The sequence below is a fragment of the Bacillus sp. PS217 genome (assembly GCF_037963535.1).
GTDB lineage: Bacteria > Bacillota > Bacilli > Bacillales > Bacillaceae > Bacillus > Bacillus subtilis.
The window spans coordinates 369,612-389,803 of sequence record NZ_CP150157.1 but is presented as its reverse complement, the minus strand read 5'-3'; the positions used below and the strand labels follow the sequence as shown (position 1 = coordinate 389,803).

Genomic DNA, 20,192 nt, shown 5'->3' with positions numbered 1-20,192 from the left:
TCTCCTTTTTTACTTCTTTGTCATTCCTTTGAAAGCAAATGCAATGTTTGACGGACGTTCTGCAAGGCGTCTCATAAAGTAGCCGTACCAATCCTCGCCGTATGGCAGGTAGACTCTCATGTTATAACCTTCTTTTACGAGGCTGAGCTGGGTTTGCGACCGCATGCCGTACAGCATCTGAAATTCAAACTTGTCATTGGCAATGCCATGTTCCTTGGCAAGCTGCTTTGTAAAGTCGATCATTTTGTCGTCATGTGTGGCAATCGCTGTATAGTGACCGTTTAAGAGCTGCTTTCGGATGATTTTTTTGTAATTTTCATCGACATCGCTTTTCTCCGGGAAAGCTACTTTTTCTGATTCTTTATAAGCTCCTTTTACAAGGCGAAGGAACGGGTTTAAAGAATCCAAATCGTCAATGTCTTTTTCCGTCCGGTACAGATAGGCTTGCAGCACTGTGCTCACATGCTCGTATTTCTTTCTGAAATCTTTGAAAATATCAAGCGTTTTCTGGCATCTGACTTCGTCCTCCATGTCAATGGTGACCATGATTTTATGTTTCTCGGCCGTCTGAAGGATTTTTGTCATATTTTCATACACCAAATCCATATCTATATCCAAACCTAAAGACGTCATTTTTAAAGAAACGTGTGAGTTCAGCTCCTGATCCGCGATGGTCGCAATGGTTTGAATGCACTCTTCCGTACGCTCCCGTGCGACCTCGGCACTGTTCACAAACTCGCCTAAATGATCGACAGTAACTGACAGGCCTTGGCTGTTAAGCTGTCGAATGGTCGGGATTGAACTATTAAAGTCATTCCCGCCGATAATTTTACCCGCTGCTACCCGGCTTCCCCAGTTCCTCGCCATTTTATTGAGAAAGCCGCTTTTGGATAAAAATAAGAAAAAATCTCTTGTGATCACTTCCAACCTCAACACCCCGCAATCTAAGAAGTATTTGTATGAGTTTATTGTAAATGGACAAAACAGGCGTTCACAATATTCTCAAAATACAAAGATTCTGATTATTTTTGTGGGTTTGCCACAATCAGATAGTTAGAAAGTCGGGGGGTATTCTGTCGAATAAAGGAGAAAAGGAAGCGACAAAAAACATCAGCTTCCTCCATCCTTCCACACTTCTTCAACCGTATTCAAAAGCAAACGGTTCAATTCAGATGTCATATCTTTTTTCTCTGCCTTCAGTTCTTTTGCCGCTTCCATGATTCTTTCAATTTCCGTTTCAATGAATTGGTGAATAACATCGATTCTTGCTTCGAGGTCAAGCTCTTCCCCTCTTCTTTTCCGTTCAAGCAAGGTTTCCATTTCAGCCTTCAGCTCGGGTTCAGCAACAAGTTCATTCATCAAAACAGTAAAGTCCATTGGCGGTATGGTTCCGTGCTTTTCAATCCATTGGCAGGCCAAAATAGGCCGAAGAACGTAGAAGTACTTTTTAATTTTGACCTCTTGTCCTTGTAGATAATCCTTGACGTTCCTTCTCGCCATATTGATATAGTGATACACGCTTGCTTCAGGCTTAAATGCCTCCGTGCGCAGTTTTCTTAACTGCTCTGCGGTCGTAAATGCTTCATAATACACAATGTCTGAGGACAGCCATTCGAGGAGCGGAGGGTTTGATTTTTTGAAAAGCCGAAGCGTTTTTCTCAGCTCCCAGCCGCTGATATCCAGCAAATCGTGAATCGGTTCCTCAATGACATCACGCTCCTGCTCAATTGAAAAATACCACTCCTTTTTCGGCACATAAATAAAGCGGACGTCGTAATCACTATCCTGCGAGGGAAATCCCCATGCGCGGCTTCCTGACTCGACGGCATACACGATTTTGACTCCGTATGACTGCTCGATCCGTTTTAATTCATCAATGATTCTTTGTTTCATATCTATTCGTCTCCAGTCTGTTCTCATTCCGGCAGTTTGCAGAAAAAAACCGCCTGATGATATGCGGCGGCTTTTCACATTTATCAGCCTTTAAGATGCTGCTTAAAAAAAGCAAGTTTTTCCGTTTGAAAAGCAGGGATATACTCATGTCCGAAGTAGCGGTACACCTTCAGCTCTTTCTCTGTTTCCAAATGATTGTAGGCGGCAAACACGGTGGACGGCGGCGTGACCTTGTCTATCAGGCCGATTGACATCAGGACAGGCACCTTCACTCGGTCAGCGAGATTCATAATATCGAAATATGAAAGTGTCTTCATCGCCTGCACTTCTGTTTCCGGACTGCCATTTCTTCTGAAGAAGGAATTGATTTCAAGATACGGCTGTTCAAGCGCCACATCAATGGCCCGTTCGAAGTTGCTTAAATAAGGATAATCAGCAACCGCGGCTTTTGGAATGTCTGACAGCGCCGCTGCGGCAATGGTTAAACCTCCGCCTTGGCTTCCTCCTGTCACACCGATCCTTGTTTCGTCAACCTCGTCGAAGCTGCTGATGACCTCAAGCGCGCGGACGGCGTCCAAATAAACACCGCGGTAATAGTATGTATCTTTATCAAGAATTCCTTTCGTCATCCAGCCCAAAGCGTGACCGTGCGGTGAAATACTCGTATCCTCGCTGCTCTGCTGGCCGCGGACAAGCATGCCGAATGCGGCGTAGCCATGGAGTGCCCAGTTTACCATTTCATGAATCTCACCATCATAGCTTGCATTGTAGCCATGATATTTCACGATCGCCGGATGCGGGCCTTCCTTGTCAGGCACCGCGTACCATCCGGTAATGCGGGCGTTTCCGAAGCTTTTATATGTGAGACGGTACACTTTTACTCCGTCAGCAGGATAGTCAACCGGCTGTAAATCAGGTTCTGCTTGGACTTTTGCAAGTTCCTCCAAAGATAATTTCCAAAACTCAGAAAAATCTTTCGGTGCTGTTTTTTCAGGCTTATATGTTTGCAATTGGTCGAGCGGCAGATCGAATAGTTGCATTTCCGATTATTCCCCTTTGTTTTATAAGATTTAGTTTGTATTCCTATACTACCACGTTTCGTCTTTGTTTTCTAAATATTTTCATCTTTGTTTCCCAGACAGCCTTCATCAAACGTTTGTTTAAGACTTTCCCGGCTTAGTTCCATAAAGGCCTGGGCCGTCAGACTGACATAGCGGTTCTTTAAAAAGACAAAGACGAGGGTTCGTGATGGCGCGGATTGAATCGATAAATAGATCACACCCGGATCTTTATCCCTTCTGACCATATTCGGTGCCATAGTCACACCTAATCCATTAGCCACAAGAGATTGGGCGGTTTCAATATGGCTCGTCTTAAAGGCAGCATTCGGCTTAAAGCCGCTTTCCGCACAGAGATCGAGAACTGTCCTGCGAAAGCCGAAGCCTTCTTTTAACAGAATAAAGGGCACGTTCCTTACCATGTCAATCGGCACACACGGCTGGCGTCCCTCATCTTCTTCCAGCGCTTTCTCAATCAGAGCGACCAATTCCGGCGGCATCCACCTTTGTTTTTCCTTCGGCACCGCGAGAACAACCGGTTCCGTGAGCAAGGGTGTAATGGAGAGCCGTTCATCCTCGATGGGCAAGGATATAACAGAAAGGTCAACTTCTCCCTTTGCCGTCATCTCCTCCAATGAAACCGGATCTTTTTCAACAAGCTGAACCTCCACATGAGGATAGCGCGCCAAAAACTGCTTCAGCAGCGGGGGAAAGAGATATCTCCCTGTTACAGCAGGAATCCCGATGGATAATTTATGACCGATTCCCTGTGATCGCTCCTGCATTTCCCGAAGCAAATCATCTCTGGAACGAATGATGTCCTCGGCTTTTTCAATGAAACGCCTGCCGTGAGGTGTCAGTGTAACAGAGCTATGGGATCTGTGAAAAAGGGTAAGCCCCAGCTCAGCCTCAAGCTTTTTGATTTGCTGGCTGAGAGACGGCTGTGCGATATGAAGATGTTCCGCCGCCTTTGTAAAGCTTTGGCGCCGGGCAATTTCCGCTGCATATTCCATCACTTTAATATCCATTTCAGCCTCCATAGGTTGAACCTATCATTTTCATCATTTTTATATCTTGGACGAATCATAACAAAAATTGCTAACATAATCCATATCATCATTTACGAAAAGAAGGAGCTGGTTCAAATGACTAATGAAACACCGTTTTCTAAAAACGCCGAGATGTATCGGGATGAAAAGGTATTTGCCGAGGGGGAAGATTTGGGGTTGATGATCAAAACAGCGGAATGCCGGGCAGAGCATCGAGTGCTGGATATAGGAGCGGGCGCCGGCCATACGGCGCTGGCATTTTCTCCTTATGTACAGGAGTGCATCGGTGTTGATGCGACGAAAGAGATGGTTGAGGTTGCGTCCTCCTTCGCGCAAGAAAAAGGAGCTGAAAACGTACGCTTTCAGCAAGGAACGGCAGAGTCACTCCCCTTCCCCGACGATTCATTTGACATCATCACCTGCCGATACGCAGCCCACCATTTTTCAGATGTCCGCAAAGCTGTCAGCGAGGTTGCACGCGTACTAAAACAGGACGGACGTTTTCTCTTAGTTGATCATTACGCGCCTGAAGATCCCGTTCTTGATGAGTTTGTCAATCATTTGAACCGGCTTCGAGACCCTTCCCATGTTCGAGAAAGCTCATTATCAGAATGGCAGTCGATGTTCAGCGCCAATCAACTGCCCTATCAAGACATCCAAAAGTGGAACTTGCCGATTCAATACGATAGCTGGATCAAACGAGGCGGAACTCCCGCTGACCGGAAAAAACAAATCATTACCCACTTGAATCACGCATCAGACGAAGCACGCGACACGTTCTGTATTACATTGAACCAAAACGGACAGCCCATCTCCTTTTGTTTAAAAGCGATTTTGATACAAGGGATAAAACGATAAAAAAAGCCGTGCGCTGCGCACGGCTTTTTACATCGGCTGATAAAGATCCCAGCCAATTTTTAATGTCTCAACAATGTAATCGGCAACCTCTTCCGGGGAAAGGTTGTCTGTTGCCACTTTTGAATTGTGCTTGTCATAAATGACTTTTCTTTCGTTAAACAGCTGTTCCATTTCATCCATTGAACGGTTATGCAGTACAGGGCGGCTTTCGATCAATAAATCCGCGCGCTGCTTCCAGTTCTCCCATGACAGGTCCAGATGAAGCACGAGACAGTTTTCCAGACAGCAATTTCTGATTTCTTCTTGTTTAAAAGATCCCCCGCCCAGAGATACGATTTTGAATCGTTTATGATGGCAGATGTCTAAAATATATTCCTTCTCCGTTTTCCGGAAAAAGTCTTCCCCCTTTTTCTCAAATATCTCAGGAATTGACATATTGAAATCCTTTTCGATCTGTTGGTCAATATCAATAAAATCTCTATATAATTTTTTAGCGACCAATTGGCCGATTGTCGTTTTTCCTACACCCATGAATCCGATCAGGACGATATTTCTTTCTCTTACTGGGATGGCTCGTTTAGCGTTCATCTTCGGCGAAATCCTCCTAAGGAATGAAATTTTATATTCATTATATGCTTATTTAGCGAATATTTATATAGATACCGGCTTTACCGGTCAAGCTTATAGTGCGCTTTTTTTTTTAATCATTTTTGCCTGAATGACATTCATTGTACAACATTTCTGCAGGTATTTTAATACTTCGACGCAAAAAAGCGTTAAAACCTTCCGCCTTTATTGTTTTTCCAGCTGACTCTTCGATGGAAGGGTCTTTTTCTGTATGATAAATAGGAAGGGAGAAATGGCGATGATCATTTGGATAAACGGGGCATTCGGTTCCGGAAAAACACAAACAGCCTTCGAACTGCACAGAAGGCTGAACCCATCTTACGTGTATGATCCCGAGAAAATGGGTTTTGCGCTGCGCTCCATGGTGCCGCAGGAGATCGCAAAGGACGATTTTCAAAGCTATCCTTTATGGCGGGCGTTCAATTACAGTTTGCTAGCTTCTCTGACAGATACATACCGCGGCATCATTATTGTGCCTATGACGATTGTACATCCTGAATACTTCAATGAGATCATCGGCAGGCTCAGGCATGAAGGCAGGATCGTTCGCCACTTTACACTAATGGCTTCAAAGGAAACCTTGTTAAAAAGGCTGCGCACCAGAGCAGAAGGAAAAAACTCCTGGGCCGCCAAACAAATTGACCGCTGCATTGAAGGTTTATCATCACCCATTTTTGAGGACCACATTCAAACAGACAACCTGTCGATTCAGGATGTGGCAGAGAACATTGCCGCGAGAGCCGAACTCCCATTAGATCCTGATACGAGAGGCAGCCTCCGAAGGTTCGCCGACAGATTAATGGTAAAGCTGAATCATATCCGCATCAAATAAAGCTTCTGTACACGACAAAAGCCCGCTCCGAGAGCGGGCTTTCTTCAACTTATTTCCACCAGTCATCAAACATAGACGCCGGGACCTGGCGTTTATGTTCAGTCATGCTGTAGCGTTTTTCCAGCGCTTCTGATACTTTCGCTGATACTTCTTTTCCTTCGAGATAATCGTCAATCTCGTCGTAGGAAATGCCAAGCTCTGTTTCATCCGACTGCTGCGGTTTTTCGTCGAGCAGATCGGCAGTCGGCTCTTTTAAGTATAAGCGTTCCGGTGCACCCAGCTCTTTCAGCAGGGTTCTTCCCTGGCGCTTCGTCAAGCCTGTCAGCGGCAGGAGGTCTGCTCCGCCGTCACCGTACTTCGTAAAGAAACCAGTCACTGCTTCAGCAGCATGGTCTGTTCCTAACACAAGAAGGCCTTCCTGGCCGCCGATCGCGTATTGCGCGATCATTCTTGTTCTTGCTTTTACGTTTCCTTTATTAAAGTCAGTCAGCTGATCGCCTGTTTCCTGCTGATACTGATCAGAAAAAGCGCTGACTGTTGATTTAATATCAAACTTCCATGATTTATCCGGCTTAATAAACTTCAAAGCAAGCTGGGCATCGTCTTCATCCTGCTGTGTGCCATGCGGAAGACGGACAGCGATAAATTGAGCGTCTCCGCCCTCCTCGCGAATGCTCTCCACCGCAAGCTGAGCGAGTCTTCCCGCAAGTGTTGAATCCTGGCCGCCGCTGATTCCCAATACAAAGCCTTTAGCACCAGTTTTCTTTACATATTGTTTTAGAAAATTGACTCGGTCCTCAATTTCTTGCTTTGGATCAATTGAGGGCTTCACATGTAACTCACGCATAATCTTTTCCTGCATGCTCATCCCAATCATTCCTCCTGTACATTTTCCCTTGTTACTGATCATTTCCCCAAATCAATGAAAATGAATCATGACTGTTATGTATCCCTATTAAATATAGCACAGGTCTTCATTCACAGTGAACAAGAGAGATCAGCTGACTTCAACCCGTATGGATGTCACACTGTCGCCATTGCATTTCCCTTTTTCAATCGGGCAGGAAGAAAACGCGACAATTAAATCCATCTCCGCCCTGAGCCTTACATAATCTCCGGCATTCGAAAGCGGCGTTTCCACAGACAGATTCCCTTTCTCATCAAGGACAGTATTCATAAAAATCGCAAATGGGTAATGCATGTGAGGCTTCGGTACGCCAAACTGCTCAAGCGCACGGTTCATATTGTCATAGCACGTATCCTGAAACTCATCCTTTTGCTTCCCATATAAGAGCCTGTTCATATCAGGACGGCAGGCGGGCAGCAGCAGATCATGCTTGCCGACCGTATCTTCAATCAGGGTTAACATCGGCTTATACAGGTTGGAGTAGAGATGGTCGTTGACCTTCACATGAATGGAGTGATTGGCGTCTATCGTCGCTCCCTGATCAAGGTGTTCATAAAAATCCTTGGCATGGTATGCGACAAAATCAGCCACCTGCTGCCCTTCTACATCAACCACCTTTAAAATCTGACCCTTTTTCAGCTTCAGCCCAAGCCCTTTTTTCGGCTCCACAATATATTGCTGTGTCATTGGTTTGCTCCTTTTTTCATTAGTATGAGCGTCCGCTTCCTTCTCCATGTAAAAAGAGGCAAAAATCCGATGTATATAAGCTTCGGACAGATCACAATCTAACCTTAGATAAAAGGGGTTGAATAAATAATGAGCCAAACAAAAAAAGACCAGCCAAAAGGGAATCTGGCTTGGTGGCAGCTGTCACTGATCGGAGTCGGCTGCACGATTGGAACAGGCTTCTTTCTCGGTTCCAGCATCGCAATTGTAAAAAGCGGTTTTTCCGTTCTCCTTTCATTTCTGATCGCAGGGATCGGTACGTATTTTGTCTTTGAACAGCTCGCCAAGCTATCGGCGAAGCAGCCGGAAAAGGGCTCGTTTTGTGCGTATGCCCGAAAAGCATTCGGCAAATGGGCAGGCTTCAGCAACGGCTGGGTGTACTGGACATCAGAAATGCTGATTACCGGAAGCCAGCTGACAGCCATTTCGCTCTTTACGAAGCATTGGTTTCCTCAAGTGCCGCTATGGGTGTTTGCCTCAATCTACGCAGTACTTGGGCTCCTTATTATTTTCACCGGCCTGTCCGTCTTTGAAAAAACAGAAAACGTGCTGGCAGTGATTAAAACAGCTGCTATTTTTATGTTTATTGTCATTGCCATCCTGGCTTTATGCGGTATCCTGTCCGGCGGAAATCATGGCATACATGTTCCAAATAAGACGAGTGAGTTTTTCCCATACGGCGCCATGGGGCTGTGGACAGGTTTAATCTACGCGTTTTACGCTTTTGGCGGAATTGAGGTCATGGGGCTGATGGCGGTTCACTTAAAAAAACCTGAGGAAGCGTCTAAATCAGGGAAACTGATGCTGGCGACGCTGGCGATTATTTATATCATTTCAATCGGGCTTGCTCTGCTTTTGGTTCCGTTACACGCGTTTACTGAACAGGACAGTCCGTTCATTACATCATTAAAAGGATATAACCTTGAGATCATCCTTGATATATTTAACGGGATTTTCATCATCGCCGGGTTCTCGACCCTTGTCGCTTCGCTTTTTGCCGTTACGACATTGCTTTGTACGATGGCTGATGACGGCGACGCGCCGAAATGCTTTACTCTCAAGGAAGGCAAAAAAATATGCTGGCCGGCACTTGGGCTGACGTTTGCGGGGCTTGTTCTCTCCATTATTCTGTCGTTAGTGCTGCCTAAAAACATTTATGAGCATATGACAACAGCTGCGGGGCTTATGCTTTTATACACTTGGCTGTTTATCCTGTTCTCCAGCAAAAAGCTGACTGATCCCGAGGGCATGGGAAAAACGCAAATTTATTTAGCGATGGTTCTGATTGCTGCGGCTGTGTCCGGTACATTGTTTGAAAAATCAAGCCGGCCCGGTTTTTTCGTCAGCATAGGTTTTCTCGTGATCATCGCCATCGTTACCATGATCTATCAAAAAAAGCAGGGTCATAAAGATCGCCCTGCCAGTCCTTGATTTATTTCATTTTGTTGAACATGTTCTTTAAATAAGAAAACGGGCACTTCGATACCTGTTTTTCGTCATCACGGAGGAAATACTGCTTCCATTCACGATTATCCTTTCCTCCGTACCAGCCTAATTGCGGGTGAATCGGAGCCTGATCATAGGCCTCTAAACGAGATCGGATCAGCCTGCTCATGTTACGGCCAAATGCAGTTGATCCATTTAGGTCATCAAACACCCACCTTGGCTGAAACGTGACCATAAAAAAAGGAAAGCTCCGGCTTCTTCTTGCCTCGTGCCCCGGTGTAGCGCACAGAATGAAATACGGCTCGCCGTCAAAACAAAACTCCCATTTATAATGCTCAGGATCGGCCGGAATGTCTTCCGGCCATTCTTTTTCGTCTTGATGACTCAGTCTATTTAAAAAGCGCCAAAACAGCTCTTCATACGCTTCAATCGAATAATGCTCCGCCAAATCTTCCGGTGTATCAAACAACACAACGAGGGATGCATATTTTCCCGTGTCCCGCGATATCTTGCCGTACTCCGCAAGCAACGGAGCCAGTTCCTCCGCTGTACAGTTTTCCCGCGGATCTCCGGCAAAAGCAATCCGAAGCTGATCAGTCAGAAACGCCTGGCGTCCGGGAATGCACGGAAACGTATCCGCGTCGTCCCCCAGAGTTTCTGCCAGCAGCTCAAAAGCGATTCTTTGCCATTCAGGAAGCTCTTCCTGAATACGTTCCAGAAAACTTTTGGTGTAAATCCCATTCACCATTGATCCACCTCCAGTATCATCTGGATACTATATTAAAACTGGAAGCGGCAGGTGACTGTCCTTCATGAATCAGCCCAATAACTGTTGGATGCCCTGATAACCAAAGTAAAAGCCAAACACAAGGAGGGATACACCGGCGATTCCGGTCAATCCTCTCAATAGCTTTTCATGAAGCAGGTTTCTGAACGTACTGGCTGTGATAGCCATGCAGAAATCCCAGATTAAAATGCCGATCATGATGCCGGAGCTATAGATTAGAAGCTGATTCATATTGTAGGCCTCTGCTGTTTTCGCAAGAATGCTTCCGTAAATTCCAAGCCAAAAAAGGATGCTCAATGGGTTTGACAATGAAATGAGAAAACCCGATGCGAATGTTTTCCTGTATGACGGTTTCCCCCGCGAGCTTCGCACATCCATCGGTTCTCTGACGTTTTTCAGCGTTTCAATTCCGGTATAGGTCAGGACAAAAAAGCCGAAGAGCCACAAAAACGTTTTCACAAATGGAGCGGTCAAGAACTGCGACAACCCGAAATAGATAAAAAGCATGTACAGCCCATCCGCTGTCATGGCGCCTAAACCGAAAATCCATGCATGCCAAAAACCGTTTTTAATTCCTTTGTCTATTTGCGCCGCATTCACTGGCCCCACAGGCGCAGACAAGGACAGTCCCAGCACAATATAGCTCAAAAAAATGTTCACCGGCCCGTACTCCCTTCTCTTATGTAACTTGTACAATTTATTCGGGAACGGGCCAAGCTATGCACAAATTCACTTACTGTTTCAGACGTTCAAGCTCTTCCTCCATAATATCGGCGGCTTTGCCTACAAAACTGAAAATGAGTTCCAGCTCCTCTTCCGTATATTCGCGGCACAAATCCATCGTTGACTCAGACAGAGGACGGAACAAATCCTTTATATGTTTTTTCGAAGCAGTCAAAGGGACGATTACGACTCTCCTGCGATCGTTCGGGTCCTTTTCACGAGCCACATACCCCGCTTTTTCCAGCCGGTCAACAAGCGCCGTGACGGAACCCGTGCTGAGGCCGGTTTTTTTCCCCAACTCTCCGGCCGTCATCGGCCCTGCTTCATTTAAAATGTCAGCTGATTTCAAATCGGTGGGAAACAGACCGAGAGCTTGAGCGGCTGCCTGATGAAACAGAACCGTTCTTGTGCCCAGTTTTCGAAAAAGCTGAACAGCAGTCTTTTCCAACTCACTTCTGGAATTTCTTGTTGACAACTGACAGTCCTCCCTATAAAATCGAGTTTATCTTGATAATCGAGATATTCAACAATCAAACTATTATCATGATATCAGAACTTACATAGAAAAGTAAGAGGAGGTAGAACAAATGGACACAACAACAGCAAAACAGGCTTCCACCAAATTTGTGGTCCTCGGTCTCCTGCTGGGCATCTTGATGTCTGCAATGGACAATACGATTGTTGCCACCGCGATGGGCAATATCGTAGCCGATCTTGGAAGCTTCGATAAATTTGCCTGGGTGACGGCATCCTATATGGTGGCGGTTATGGCTGGCATGCCGATTTACGGCAAGCTTTCCGATATGTACGGCCGAAAACGTTTTTTCCTGTTTGGACTTATTTTTTTCTTAATCGGTTCTGCTTTATGCGGGATTGCCCAGACGATGAATCAGCTGATCATCTTCCGGGCCATTCAAGGGATCGGAGGCGGCGCGCTCCTGCCGATTGCCTTTACCATTATCTTTGATTTGTTTCCGCCGGAAAAACGCGGAAAAATGTCCGGCATGTTCGGTGCTGTATTTGGATTATCCAGTGTTCTTGGTCCGCTCTTAGGCGCGATCATTACAGATTCGATCAGCTGGCACTGGGTGTTTTACATCAATGTGCCGATCGGCGCATTGTCATTGTTTTTCATTATTCGCTACTACAAAGAATCTCTGGAGCACAGAAAGCAGAAAATAGACTGGGGCGGCGCGATTACCTTAGTCGTATCCATTGTATGTCTGATGTTCGCCCTTGAGCTTGGCGGCAAAACATACGATTGGAATTCCATTCAGATCATCGGGCTGTTTATTGTATTCGCCGTTTTCTTCATTGCCTTTTTTATTGTGGAGAGAAAAGCAGAAGAGCCGATTATTTCTTTCTGGATGTTTAAGAACCGCTTGTTTGCCACAGCGCAGATTCTCGCTTTCCTGTATGGCGGAACATTTATTATTTTAGCGGTATTTATTCCGATTTTCGTTCAGGCGGTCTACGGCAGCTCGGCGACAAGCGCGGGCTTCATTCTGACGCCGATGATGATTGGATCAGTCATCGGAAGCATGATCGGCGGGATCTTCCAAACGAAGGCAAGCTTCCGCAATTTGATGCTGATATCTGTTATAGCTTTCTTTATCGGCATGCTGCTTCTTTCCAATATGACGCCTGACACAGCACGGGTATGGCTGACAGTCTTTATGATGATTTCAGGCTTTGGTGTAGGCTTTAACTTCTCCCTGCTGCCGGCGGCATCGATGAATGATCTTGAACCTCGCTTTCGGGGAACGGCAAACTCTACAAATTCATTTTTGCGATCATTTGGCATGACCTTAGGCGTCACCATTTTCGGAACGGTGCAAACAAACGTATTCACGAACAAGCTGAGCGACGCCTTCAGCGGTATGAAAGGCTCAGCGGGATCAGGTGCTGCGCAAAATATTGGCGACCCGCAGGAGATATTCCAAGCGGGAACACGTTCCCAGATTCCTGATGCGATCCTGAATCGCATTATTGACGCGATGTCATCAAGTATTACGTATGTGTTTTTGCTCGCTTTGATTCCAATTGTCCTCGCGGCGGTTACCATTTTATTTATGGGGAAAGCCAGAGTGAAAACAACAGCCGAAATGACAAAGAAAGCAAATTAACATAAAAAAGCAGTACATGCTGGGCATGTACTGCTTTTTTATATTACACTCCTAATCTTGCAAGAATAAACGTCCATATACAAATGATCAATAACAGAATCAGGCTGTACGCCACTGTCCTTTTAAACAGTTTAGATTCCTTGCCTGTTTGGCCGACCGCTGCGGCAGCGATGGCGATAGATTGAGGAGAAACAAGTTTCGCCATGACACCGCCCGCCGTATTTGCGGCTAACAGCAAATCTGAACCCGCACCGATCTGCGCTCCCGTGACAACCTGCAAATGGCCGAACAAAGCATTATTGCTGACAACAGAACCGGTGATGAACACGCCAATCCAGCCGAGAACAGGACTGACAAACGGGAACAGGTCTCCTGTTTTCGCCAATGCTAACCCAATTGAAGAGCTGAGCCCTGCGAAGTTGGCCAGATTGGCAAACCCCATCACGAAGCAGATCGTGATAATCGGCACCCACAGCTCTTTTCCCGTCTCCTTCAAGGAAGCAAAGGCATCCCGATAAGAGAAATTTTTGCTGAACAGCCCTGTCACGATGACCGCCGCTAAAATCGCTGTTCCAGTCGCTGACAGCAGATCAACTTTAAAGACTGCATCTAACGGCATGGCAGATGGCGCAATCGGCGGCATTTTCATAATTTGCTGATGCAGAAAAGGCATTTTGAACAGGAGCGTTGATTGATATAACAGCCCGCCTTCTTGGAAAAGCGCTTTGAAGGCAGGAAGGCTCCAAATGGTGATCGCCGCAGTTAAAATGTAGAAAGGAGACCACGCTTTCGCAATGTCAGCGGCACGGTATGCCTTTTTCTCACCAGCATCGCCGGCCCCTGCCTCGCGGTAAATCTCTTTCGGCTGCCATTTGCGGAGGAAGAGGGCAAGCCCGCCCATGCTGAATAAGGCCGCCAAAATGTTTGCTAATTCCGGCCCGAGCACCGCCATTGTCAGTGTCTGAACCGCTGTATACCCACCGCTCACAACCAGAAGAGCGGGCCATGTCTGTTTGATTCCTTTCATTCGGTCTAATAGGAATACAAGCAGGAATGGTATGAAAAATGAGATCATCGGCAGTGTCCACATTAATGTCCGAGACAGCTCAAGAGCAGACAAATCACCAATCTGCGCCCCTGTGATGACAGGAATCCCAATCGCCCCAAAGGCTCCGGAGGCGGCGTTTGCAATCAAGCAGAGCGCCGCCGCTTTTAACGGTTTAAAACCAAGTTCGACGAGCAGCGCCGCACTAATCGCAATCGGAACACCAAAACCGGCCGCGCCTTCTAAAAACGCGTTAAAACAAAAACCAATTAATAATAGCTGTAATCGTTGGTCAGGCGAAATGCCGGCAATGCTGGACCGAATAATGGTAAATTTCCCGGTTTTCACTGCGATTTTATACAGCCACACCGCCATCAGGACGATGTAGCCAATAGGCCACAGCCCGCTCCCGATTCCTAACAAAACAGAAGAAATCGCTTTTTCAACCGGCATATGAAATGCCAAAACGGAGACGAAGAAACTGACGGCTAGGGTAAGAAATGCCGCAAGAATGCCTTTCATTTTCAAAACAGTTAAAGCCAAAAGAAAAAAGAGAATCGGTGTGAGCGCCACAAGTGCGCTCACATACTCGTTTCCAAACGGATCATACAACTGCTCCCACATTGACAATCAGCCCTTTACTCTAAAGTTGCGGTTAGTTGACTTTTTGTTCTGCAAAATGAGGTTTTAAAATGTTTTTAAGGACGCCGGCGCTGTGAAGGAACTGTTCTTTTTCTTTCTCATTTAAGTTCAGCTCAGTGATACCTGCGATCCCTCCGCGGTTCACGACAGCCGGCACACCGATGTACACGTCATCTGCACCGTATTGCCCGTCCAAATATGTGCTGACAGTTAATATGCTGTTTTCATTATGAAGAATGGCTTTTGTAATGCGAGCAAGACTCATCGCAACCCCATAATAAGTCGCGCCTTTTTTCTCAATGATATGGTAAGCTGCGTTTTTCACATCATCTACAATTTGGTCCAGCTCCTCTTGTTTGTACGCATCGTTTTTCTCAACGAGTTCACTGACCGGCACACCGCCGACATTCGCGTGGCTCCAAACAGGAAGCTCTGTGTCGCCGTGCTCTCCGATAATATGCGCGTGCACGTTTTGAGGCGCTGCGCCAAAGTATTCGCTCAGCATGAAACGGAATCTCGCAGAATCAAGTGTTGTGCCGCTTCCAATCACCCGCTCTCTTGGCAGGCCGCTGAATTTCCATGTTGCGTAAGTCAGGATATCAACCGGATTTGTCGCGATTAAGAAAATACCGTCAAATCCGCTCGCCATGACTTCACTAACGATGCCTTTGAAAATCTTCAAGTTCTTTTCTACTAATTCAAGGCGTGTCTCACCAGGTTTTTGGTTTGCTCCGGCGCAAATGCAGACAATATCAGCATCCTTGCAGTCTTCATATGTTCCGTAAGATGTTTTGACCGGTTGTGGCGCAAACGCCTTTCCGTGGTTTAAATCCATCACATCGCCCATTGCTTTTTCTTTATTTACATCAATGACCACAAGCTCATCTGTGATCCCTTGGTTAATTAACGCAAATGCATAACTGCTTCCAACAAAACCCGCTCCGATTAAAGCTACTTTATTTACATGTTTGTTCATCATTAATCATCCTTCCAGGGTATGTTTCTCTTTGATGTCTTTTTATTTGTGAAGTATTTCACATTTATATTGTGCAATACTTCACAAACTTTTGCAAGAGAAAAGTTTTGTCTGATTTATGAACAAAAAAGAAACCATCATAGATGGTTTCTTTCGGTAAGTCCCGTCTAGCATTGCCCTCAATGAGGAAGAGAACCGCTTAAGCCCGAGTCATTATATAAACCATTTTGCACGTAATCAAAGCCAGGCTGATTCTGGCCGGGCACTTGGGAGCTGCCATTATTAAAAATCACTTTGGCGTTGGTTGTATCCGTGTCCGCAGGCAGCGTCAGCGTGTAAATTCCATCTGCATTTTTAGTCATTGGTTTTCCAGGCCAAGATCCGGTCAATTCAATTGCCCGGCCCCCATCATGTTTATAGATATAAGCATTTACCTGGCTCCAATGATTCGGATTTTGATAGCCGATGGTTTTGGCCGAAGCTGGATCTCTTTTAACAAAGCTGTATTCCTCGGCCCTCGTTACACCATCACTGTTCGTTCCTTTTAACATGATGGTGTATGTTTTGCCAAATGGATCTCCTTTTCCGATTGTGAATTGATCTCCATCCTTAAACGCCGTCTCTGGTCCATTATTGATTTGATAAACGGCTTTTGTTGTATTCGCATCTGCACGCAAGGTAATCGTCAGTTGATCATTGAAAGAATGTGTTACACCTGTTTTGTAATTCTCAAGGAAAACATGAGGCGCTTTTGCAATATCATCAGGATAAAGCACAGCCACAGACCTGGCATTGATCGTGCCTGTCAGTTTACCATCATTCACTTGAAATGAACCTGCCCCAGCTTTATTGTCATATCTGCCATCAGGCAATTTTGTTGCCGTATTGATAGAGACAGAGGATGAACCTGCATTTGCCAGCACAACGCCATGTGAGCCGCGCTGATTCATAAATATCTGGTTGTTTCCATTCGGGTTCGAGAGTTCCTCAGGCTGTCCAGCCATCACATTGTGAAATCTATTGACCGCAGTGATAGCCTGATCTTCAAATAAAGCACTCCCGCGATCGCCTATTTGGCTTTTCCCCGGGAACCTCACACCATTTCCGCCTCCCTCAGGTCTGGAAAAGAAAAGAGGCGTACTGCCTGAACGAGAAGCTATCACCGCCCAGCCTAAACGGATATCATCATCGCTCATCCATGTCGACTCTTCATCATCATTGGCATACGTATCATGCGACTCTACCCATGTCACTAGCTTGTCCGCAGACACATCAGATGCATAGTGGGAGATATTCGACACGCCCAGATTACGATTCTTTAAAGCGGACCTTATGGAATGCCCATAGTTAGACGCTGTCACATCCATATAATTCGCATATGCAGCATCTCTGGAGGCACTATCCTGCAGGATTTCTCCGTATTGGAACTCTGCAGATGTATTTGTGATATTCGGCCAAAATTGACTGCCGTAACTGCCATCATCTGGAAGCTCTATATGTTTGGCGGCATCAAATCGAAAACCGTCTGCCCCGTCATTCAATGCCCTTTCTAAGAACCGTTTCAGATAGGACTGTACTTGTGTATTTTGTGTATTCCAGTCATACAGCCCGAGCAATGAATTCTGCGTGACATCCCATCGATCAGACCAGTTTTTAATTTGTGTGTTTCCATGTGTCCAGTTTGGAATACTCTTAACCTCATTGGAAATCGCGGCATAATCACTGGTGGTATGATTGATGACCGCGTCAACAATGACCTTTATGCCATATTCTTCAGCGGCTGCACACATTTCTTTAAATTCTTGTTCAGTACCTAAGTAACGGTTGCCAATTTGATACGATGTCGGCTGATACAGCCAGTACCAGTTCGACATGCTTTTATCTCCTTGATTCCCTTCCTTTACTTGGTTAATCGGAGATGTCTGAATGGCTGTATATCCTGCATCATGAATATCCTTCATATTGTGTTTTAACGTATTGAACGACCAATTCCATGCATGAAGAATGGTTCCGCTTTTGATCGACGGTGCTGTAAGCTCATTCGATTTGTTCGCCGTTTCAGCACTCGCAGCCGCCGGTCCTGCCAGAACCAAATGAAACAGCAATAAAAATCCAGCGAATAACGGCAGTAAAGAGGTTTTGAATCGTTTTGCAAACATTCTTGACACTCCTTATTTGATTTTTTGAAGACTTACTTCGGAGTCAAAAATCCCTCTTACTTCATTCTTCCGCTTCCTCCTTTCAAACCGATGTGAAGACTGGAGAATTTTGTTAACGCTTACATTTAAAATTATCACAATCACTCTATCAAAACAACTTGGCAGAGTGAATACAAATCAATGTTCCTATAAAAAAAGCTGCCCGAAACTGTGAACGCTTCCCTCGCTTTCCAAACAAAAAAAGAAACCATCTATTTTTCAAGATGATTTCTTTTTTATTTCTTCTTTTACCGCTCTTCTGTAAGCCAGCTTCACAATCACATACCGAAGCAGAAACAGAACGCCGCCGCAGACGATAAAAAGAAGAATCATTTTCAGCCAAGCGAAGAATGTATGGGGAATCCCCCTGTCGTACATCGTAAGCACCACTACCGCAAAGGCGACCGCAATTGATTCTATTCGCTGCTGCTTCACCCGTTTTTGCAGTTCTTCTTTGGTGTCTATTCTCGGCATGAGCATTCCGGATGCCGCAGCCCTGATGCAGTAATATAAGATAATGATGAACAAAAACACAAGGCTTGCAGCCCATTCTTTAAACGGAAATTCAAACATAATGCCGCGGATGATCACATCAAGCAGCGCAAATGCTCCCGCTATCATCCCAATCTCCGACCAGATTTTTTGTTCTTTTTCTTTTACTCTCTTATTTTTCCCATTCACGCCTGAAAGTCTATTACGCAGATTATTCATGACCTTCCTCCCGCACTTTTACGAATGGCTTATGGCTTACATGTTACAATAACAGCCTGCGCTTCTGCAATGAATAACTCAAAAGCCCGCCGTACAAGCCGGCGGGCAGCAATCGTTAAAACGGCCCCCAATTGATCATGACGCCGATCACGATAAAGACAAGCCCGATCAAGAACCAAATCAGAGCAAGCGGCACCATAAACCGCAGCCACTTGACATACGGAATACCGCTGGCGGCAAGCACCGCCATGAGAACGCCGGATGTCGGGTTCACACAGTTGACGACCCCTTCTCCAAGCATAACCGCTTCAACCGCAACCTGTCTCGTGATTCCCATCAAATCAGCGAGCGGCGCCAGGATTGGAATAAATACAACGGCTTCGCCAGAACCTGAAGAGATGAGAAAATGAAGCAGCGCACTGGCGATATACATGCCGATTGCCCCAGCAATCGGGCTGAATCCATCCAAAAGTGAAGCCAAAGCATTGACGACAGTATCGAGAAGCTTTCCATTTTCAAGGATAACGGAAATGCTTCGTGCCATCCCGACAATCAGCGCCCCGTATACAAGACTTTGGCAGCCCGTAATGAAGGTTTTGGCAATATCGTTCGCCGCAAGCCCGCCTATTAAACCGGCAAGGACAGAAATAAAAATAAATGTTGCAGCCATTTGGGAATCTGACCAGCCAAGCTTCAAAGCGCCGTATAAAAATCCGACAAGTGAGAGTCCCGCCACAGCCAAAATCAGCTTATGGCGAACGGTAAACGGCACTGACTGATCTTCTTCTTTACCGGCTTCGCCCATTCCTGCCGCAGGGAACCAATCTGTTCCTAACACACTGGCATCTTTTGATTTTTTTAATTTTCTCGTATACAAATAGATATAAATAATAGAAGACAGCAAAAAGCATATGTATATCACAACTCGCAGGCCGATTCCTGAGAAAAGAGGGAGCTCCGCGATTGATTGTGATAAACCGAGCGGTGACGGTGATAATATGGTGGAGTTAAATCCAGCGTAGCAGCCGATGTATATAACAGCGGCTCCCGCGACTGCGTCCCATTTTAAGGATCGTGCCACAATGAGGCCGATGGGGATAAAACCGATAACTGAATTCACGACAATCCCGGTTGTTCCGAGAATGGAGAACAATGCGCCGACAATACAAATAAATAATAATTGCTTTGTGCGGAATTTGCTGATGACATTGTAAATCAGGCCATTGATGGCACCCGTTTTTTCTAGAATAGCAATGGTGCCGCCTGTGAATAAAATCAGAAAGATGATGGGTGCTGATCCAACCATTCCATCCTGTAGAGAAGTAAAAAAGCTGATCAAGCTGACCGGAGACTGTTCAATTGAATGATAGCTTCCCGGAACAGCGGTCGTGACATCCCCCTTTGTCACGCGGTCAAATTCACCTGCCGGCACAATATATGAAGCGATTGCGCAAATGAAAGCAATCATAAATAAGAGGACATAGGCGTCAGGCATTTTAAATGTCATACGTTTTTTCTTAGGCTGTGTTTCGGCTGCTGGCATACTCATATTTCGATCCATCCCCTCTGTTTGAAAATATTAATTATT

General features: G+C 45.7%; 18 protein-coding genes and 1 pseudogene. 4 read left to right on the top strand and 15 right to left on the bottom strand.

The genetic code is table 11. The annotated features are described in order from the left end of the window. Positions 1-9: 9 nt before the first annotated feature. The 4 genes from putB to NSQ83_RS02175 form a co-directional block, all read right to left on the bottom strand. Positions 10-921 (bottom strand): proline dehydrogenase PutB, encoded by a 912-nt coding sequence (gene putB / locus NSQ83_RS02190; protein WP_003246421.1) that lies wholly within the window; start codon positions 919-921, stop codon positions 10-12. Positions 922-1,110: 189 nt separating this feature from the next. Next, entirely contained in the window at positions 1,111-1,893 is a 783-nt protein-coding gene (locus NSQ83_RS02185; protein ID WP_003246492.1) for a nucleotidyltransferase domain-containing protein, read from the bottom strand. Between the two features lie 83 nt (positions 1,894-1,976). Beyond that, the gene (gene cah / locus NSQ83_RS02180; protein ID WP_015715213.1) at positions 1,977-2,933 is read right to left on the bottom strand and encodes a cephalosporin C deacetylase; all 957 of its coding nucleotides are present in this window, start codon (positions 2,931-2,933) and stop codon (positions 1,977-1,979) included. Between the two features lie 71 nt (positions 2,934-3,004). After that, positions 3,005-3,979 (bottom strand): LysR family transcriptional regulator, encoded by a 975-nt coding sequence (locus tag NSQ83_RS02175; protein WP_015715212.1) that lies wholly within the window; start codon positions 3,977-3,979, stop codon positions 3,005-3,007. A 117-nt stretch (positions 3,980-4,096) separates the two neighbouring features. Here NSQ83_RS02175 and NSQ83_RS02170 point away from each other — a divergent pair, with 117 nt between their 5' ends. Continuing rightward, complete coding sequence (locus NSQ83_RS02170) at positions 4,097-4,858, top strand: class I SAM-dependent methyltransferase (RefSeq protein WP_015715211.1); 762 nt, start codon at positions 4,097-4,099, stop codon at positions 4,856-4,858. A 27-nt stretch (positions 4,859-4,885) separates the two neighbouring features. Here NSQ83_RS02170 and NSQ83_RS02165 read toward each other — a convergent pair whose 3' ends face one another. Further along, positions 4,886-5,446, bottom strand: a complete 561-nt coding sequence (locus tag NSQ83_RS02165) for a shikimate kinase (protein WP_003246473.1) — start codon at positions 5,444-5,446, stop codon at positions 4,886-4,888. Between the two features lie 277 nt (positions 5,447-5,723). On the opposite strand from NSQ83_RS02165, the gene tmrB reads away from it, so the two are divergent. Continuing rightward, the gene (tmrB, locus tag NSQ83_RS02160; RefSeq protein WP_128442061.1) at positions 5,724-6,317 is read left to right on the top strand and encodes a tunicamycin resistance ATP-binding TmrB; all 594 of its coding nucleotides are present in this window, start codon (positions 5,724-5,726) and stop codon (positions 6,315-6,317) included. Positions 6,318-6,366: 49 nt separating this feature from the next. Here tmrB and nadE read toward each other — a convergent pair whose 3' ends face one another. Both nadE and NSQ83_RS02150 read right to left on the bottom strand, forming a co-directional pair. Then, positions 6,367-7,185 (bottom strand): ammonia-dependent NAD(+) synthetase, encoded by an 819-nt coding sequence (nadE, locus tag NSQ83_RS02155; RefSeq protein WP_003246440.1) that lies wholly within the window; start codon positions 7,183-7,185, stop codon positions 6,367-6,369. 129 nt (positions 7,186-7,314) lie between these two features. Beyond that, positions 7,315-7,911, bottom strand: a complete 597-nt coding sequence (locus tag NSQ83_RS02150; RefSeq protein ID WP_003246345.1) for a DUF1989 domain-containing protein — start codon at positions 7,909-7,911, stop codon at positions 7,315-7,317. 129 nt (positions 7,912-8,040) lie between these two features. Here NSQ83_RS02150 and NSQ83_RS02145 point away from each other — a divergent pair, with 129 nt between their 5' ends. Further along, on the top strand, positions 8,041-9,381 hold the full coding sequence (locus NSQ83_RS02145) for an amino acid permease (RefSeq protein WP_024572720.1): 1,341 nt from the start codon (positions 8,041-8,043) through the stop codon (positions 9,379-9,381). Between the two features lies 1 nt (position 9,382). Here NSQ83_RS02145 and NSQ83_RS02140 read toward each other — a convergent pair whose 3' ends face one another. The 3 genes from NSQ83_RS02140 to NSQ83_RS02130 all read right to left on the bottom strand — a co-directional run bounded on the left by NSQ83_RS02140 (position 9,383) and on the right by NSQ83_RS02130 (position 11,381). Next, the gene (locus tag NSQ83_RS02140) at positions 9,383-10,144 is read right to left on the bottom strand and encodes a YqcI/YcgG family protein (RefSeq protein WP_044052645.1); all 762 of its coding nucleotides are present in this window, start codon (positions 10,142-10,144) and stop codon (positions 9,383-9,385) included. A 69-nt stretch (positions 10,145-10,213) separates the two neighbouring features. Continuing rightward, complete coding sequence (locus NSQ83_RS02135) at positions 10,214-10,843, bottom strand: LysE family translocator (protein WP_015252870.1); 630 nt, start codon at positions 10,841-10,843, stop codon at positions 10,214-10,216. A 73-nt stretch (positions 10,844-10,916) separates the two neighbouring features. Beyond that, positions 10,917-11,381, bottom strand: a complete 465-nt coding sequence (locus tag NSQ83_RS02130) for a MarR family transcriptional regulator (protein ID WP_003246360.1) — start codon at positions 11,379-11,381, stop codon at positions 10,917-10,919. Positions 11,382-11,493: 112 nt separating this feature from the next. Here NSQ83_RS02130 and bmr3 point away from each other — a divergent pair, with 112 nt between their 5' ends. Next, entirely contained in the window at positions 11,494-13,032 is a 1,539-nt protein-coding gene (bmr3, locus tag NSQ83_RS02125) for a multidrug efflux MFS transporter Bmr3 (protein WP_003234681.1), read from the top strand. Positions 13,033-13,075: 43 nt separating this feature from the next. Here bmr3 and NSQ83_RS02120 read toward each other — a convergent pair whose 3' ends face one another. The 5 genes and pseudogenes from NSQ83_RS02120 to NSQ83_RS02100 form a co-directional block, all read right to left on the bottom strand. Beyond that, positions 13,076-14,701: an L-lactate permease gene (locus NSQ83_RS02120; RefSeq protein WP_069322349.1), complete on the bottom strand. Its 1,626-nt coding sequence runs from the start codon at positions 14,699-14,701 to the stop codon at positions 13,076-13,078. A gap of 31 nt (positions 14,702-14,732) precedes the next feature. After that, positions 14,733-15,698, bottom strand: coding sequence for an L-lactate dehydrogenase (locus NSQ83_RS02115; protein ID WP_024572029.1), 966 nt, complete (start codon positions 15,696-15,698; stop codon positions 14,733-14,735). Between the two features lie 176 nt (positions 15,699-15,874). After that, positions 15,875-17,854 (bottom strand): alpha-amylase, encoded by a 1,980-nt coding sequence (gene amyE / locus NSQ83_RS02110; RefSeq protein WP_217024592.1) that lies wholly within the window; start codon positions 17,852-17,854, stop codon positions 15,875-15,877. A 148-nt stretch (positions 17,855-18,002) separates the two neighbouring features. After that, a pseudogene (locus NSQ83_RS02105) lies at positions 18,003-18,604 on the bottom strand (DUF6773 family protein). Between the two features lie 115 nt (positions 18,605-18,719). Next, on the bottom strand, positions 18,720-20,153 hold the full coding sequence (locus NSQ83_RS02100; protein ID WP_003246402.1) for a YfcC family protein: 1,434 nt from the start codon (positions 20,151-20,153) through the stop codon (positions 18,720-18,722). Positions 20,154-20,192: the final 39 nt, after the last annotated feature.

What these genes read in the sequence shown, in the direction of transcription:
- tmrB (WP_128442061.1), top strand. Translation starts at nt 5,724, where the DNA reads ATGATCATTTGGATAAACGGGGCATTCGGTTCCGGAAAAACACAAACA.
- bmr3 (WP_003234681.1), top strand. Translation starts at nt 11,494, where the DNA reads ATGGACACAACAACAGCAAAACAGGCTTCCACCAAATTTGTGGTCCTC.
- NSQ83_RS02115 (WP_024572029.1), bottom strand. Translation starts at nt 15,698, where the DNA reads ATGATGAACAAACATGTAAATAAAGTAGCTTTAATCGGAGCGGGTTTT.
- NSQ83_RS02120 (WP_069322349.1), bottom strand. Translation starts at nt 14,701, where the DNA reads ATGTGGGAGCAGTTGTATGATCCGTTTGGAAACGAGTATGTGAGCGCA.
- NSQ83_RS02175 (WP_015715212.1), bottom strand. Translation starts at nt 3,979, where the DNA reads ATGGATATTAAAGTGATGGAATATGCAGCGGAAATTGCCCGGCGCCAA.
- nadE (WP_003246440.1), bottom strand. Translation starts at nt 7,185, where the DNA reads ATGAGCATGCAGGAAAAGATTATGCGTGAGTTACATGTGAAGCCCTCA.
- amyE (WP_217024592.1), bottom strand. Translation starts at nt 17,854, where the DNA reads ATGTTTGCAAAACGATTCAAAACCTCTTTACTGCCGTTATTCGCTGGA.
- NSQ83_RS02165 (WP_003246473.1), bottom strand. Translation starts at nt 5,446, where the DNA reads ATGAACGCTAAACGAGCCATCCCAGTAAGAGAAAGAAATATCGTCCTG.
- NSQ83_RS02170 (WP_015715211.1), top strand. Translation starts at nt 4,097, where the DNA reads ATGACTAATGAAACACCGTTTTCTAAAAACGCCGAGATGTATCGGGAT.
- cah (WP_015715213.1), bottom strand. Translation starts at nt 2,933, where the DNA reads ATGCAACTATTCGATCTGCCGCTCGACCAATTGCAAACATATAAGCCT.
- NSQ83_RS02145 (WP_024572720.1), top strand. Translation starts at nt 8,041, where the DNA reads ATGAGCCAAACAAAAAAAGACCAGCCAAAAGGGAATCTGGCTTGGTGG.
- NSQ83_RS02140 (WP_044052645.1), bottom strand. Translation starts at nt 10,144, where the DNA reads ATGGTGAATGGGATTTACACCAAAAGTTTTCTGGAACGTATTCAGGAA.
- NSQ83_RS02150 (WP_003246345.1), bottom strand. Translation starts at nt 7,911, where the DNA reads ATGACACAGCAATATATTGTGGAGCCGAAAAAAGGGCTTGGGCTGAAG.
- NSQ83_RS02100 (WP_003246402.1), bottom strand. Translation starts at nt 20,153, where the DNA reads ATGAGTATGCCAGCAGCCGAAACACAGCCTAAGAAAAAACGTATGACA.
- NSQ83_RS02185 (WP_003246492.1), bottom strand. Translation starts at nt 1,893, where the DNA reads ATGAAACAAAGAATCATTGATGAATTAAAACGGATCGAGCAGTCATAC.